We start from the raw sequence: 1,038 nt of genomic DNA, 5'->3' as shown, positions 1-1,038 counted from the left end.
CGGTCCAGATCGACGTGCCCCGGGACCGGGATGCCAGCTTCGAGCCGAAGATCGTCGCCAAGCGGCAGAAACGCTTGGGCGGGGTGGATGAGATGGTGATCTCCCTGGCCGCGAAGGGTCTGACGACCGGGGAGATCTCGGCGCATCTGGCCGAGGTCTATGGCGCCGAGGTGTCCCGGCAGACAATCTCCACGATCACCGACAAGGTGGTGGAAGGCATGGTCGAGTGGCAGAACCGGCCCCTCGACCCGGTGTATCCGGTGATCTTCATCGACGCGATCCACGTGAAGATCCGGGACGGGCAGGTCGCCAACCGGCCGATCTACGTGGCTTTGGCGGTGACGTGTGAGGGCCGCCGCGACATCCTCGGGTTGTGGGCCGGTGACGGTGGCGAGGGTGCCAAGTACTGGCTGCATGTGCTGACCGAGCTGAAGAACCGCGGCGTCGCCGACGTGCTCATGGTCGTCTGCGACGGGCTGACCGGGCTGCCCGACGCGATCACCGCGGTCTGGTCGCAGACGATCACCCAGACCTGCATCGTGCACCTGCTGCGCAACAGTTTCCGCTATGCGGGCCGGCAGCATTGGGATGCGATCGCGAAGGCGCTCAAGCCGGTCTACACCGCGGCCACCGAGGCTGCGGCGCGGGAGCGGTTCGGCGAGTTCGCGCAGGAGTGGGGTGGCCGGTATCCGGCGATCGTGCGGTTGTGGGACCACGCCTGGGCCGAGTTTGTGCCGTTCCTGGCGTTCGATCCGGAGATCCGGCGGGTGATCTGTTCGACCAACGCGATCGAGAGCGTCAACGCCCGCATCCGTCGCGCTGTGAAGGCCCGTGGTCACTTCCCGAACGAGCAGGCTGCGCTCAAGTGTGTCTACATGGCGATCATGAGCCTCGACCCGACTGGCGCCGGCCGCAAACGCTGGACGATGCGCTGGAAACCCGCGTTGAACGCGTTCGAGATCGCGTTCGACGGCCGCCTGGCCGCCGGACGCAAGTAGATCCTTTCAACCCGAGTTACACCGCTCGTTTGACAGACCC

General features: G+C 66.1%; 1 protein-coding gene. It reads left to right on the top strand.

Annotated features, from left to right (window positions below; genetic code table 11):
- Positions 1–998 (top strand): IS256 family transposase (locus M8542_RS49785; protein WP_372508823.1); only part of this gene is annotated, 998 nt, incomplete at its 5' end.
- Positions 999–1,038: the final 40 nt, after the last annotated feature.

It is taken from the genome of Amycolatopsis iheyensis (assembly GCF_024703995.1).
Lineage (GTDB): Bacteria > Actinomycetota > Actinomycetes > Mycobacteriales > Pseudonocardiaceae > Amycolatopsis > Amycolatopsis iheyensis.
The sequence above is the reverse complement of the archived record's forward strand: the minus strand, read 5'-3'. Positions and strand labels throughout refer to the sequence as shown.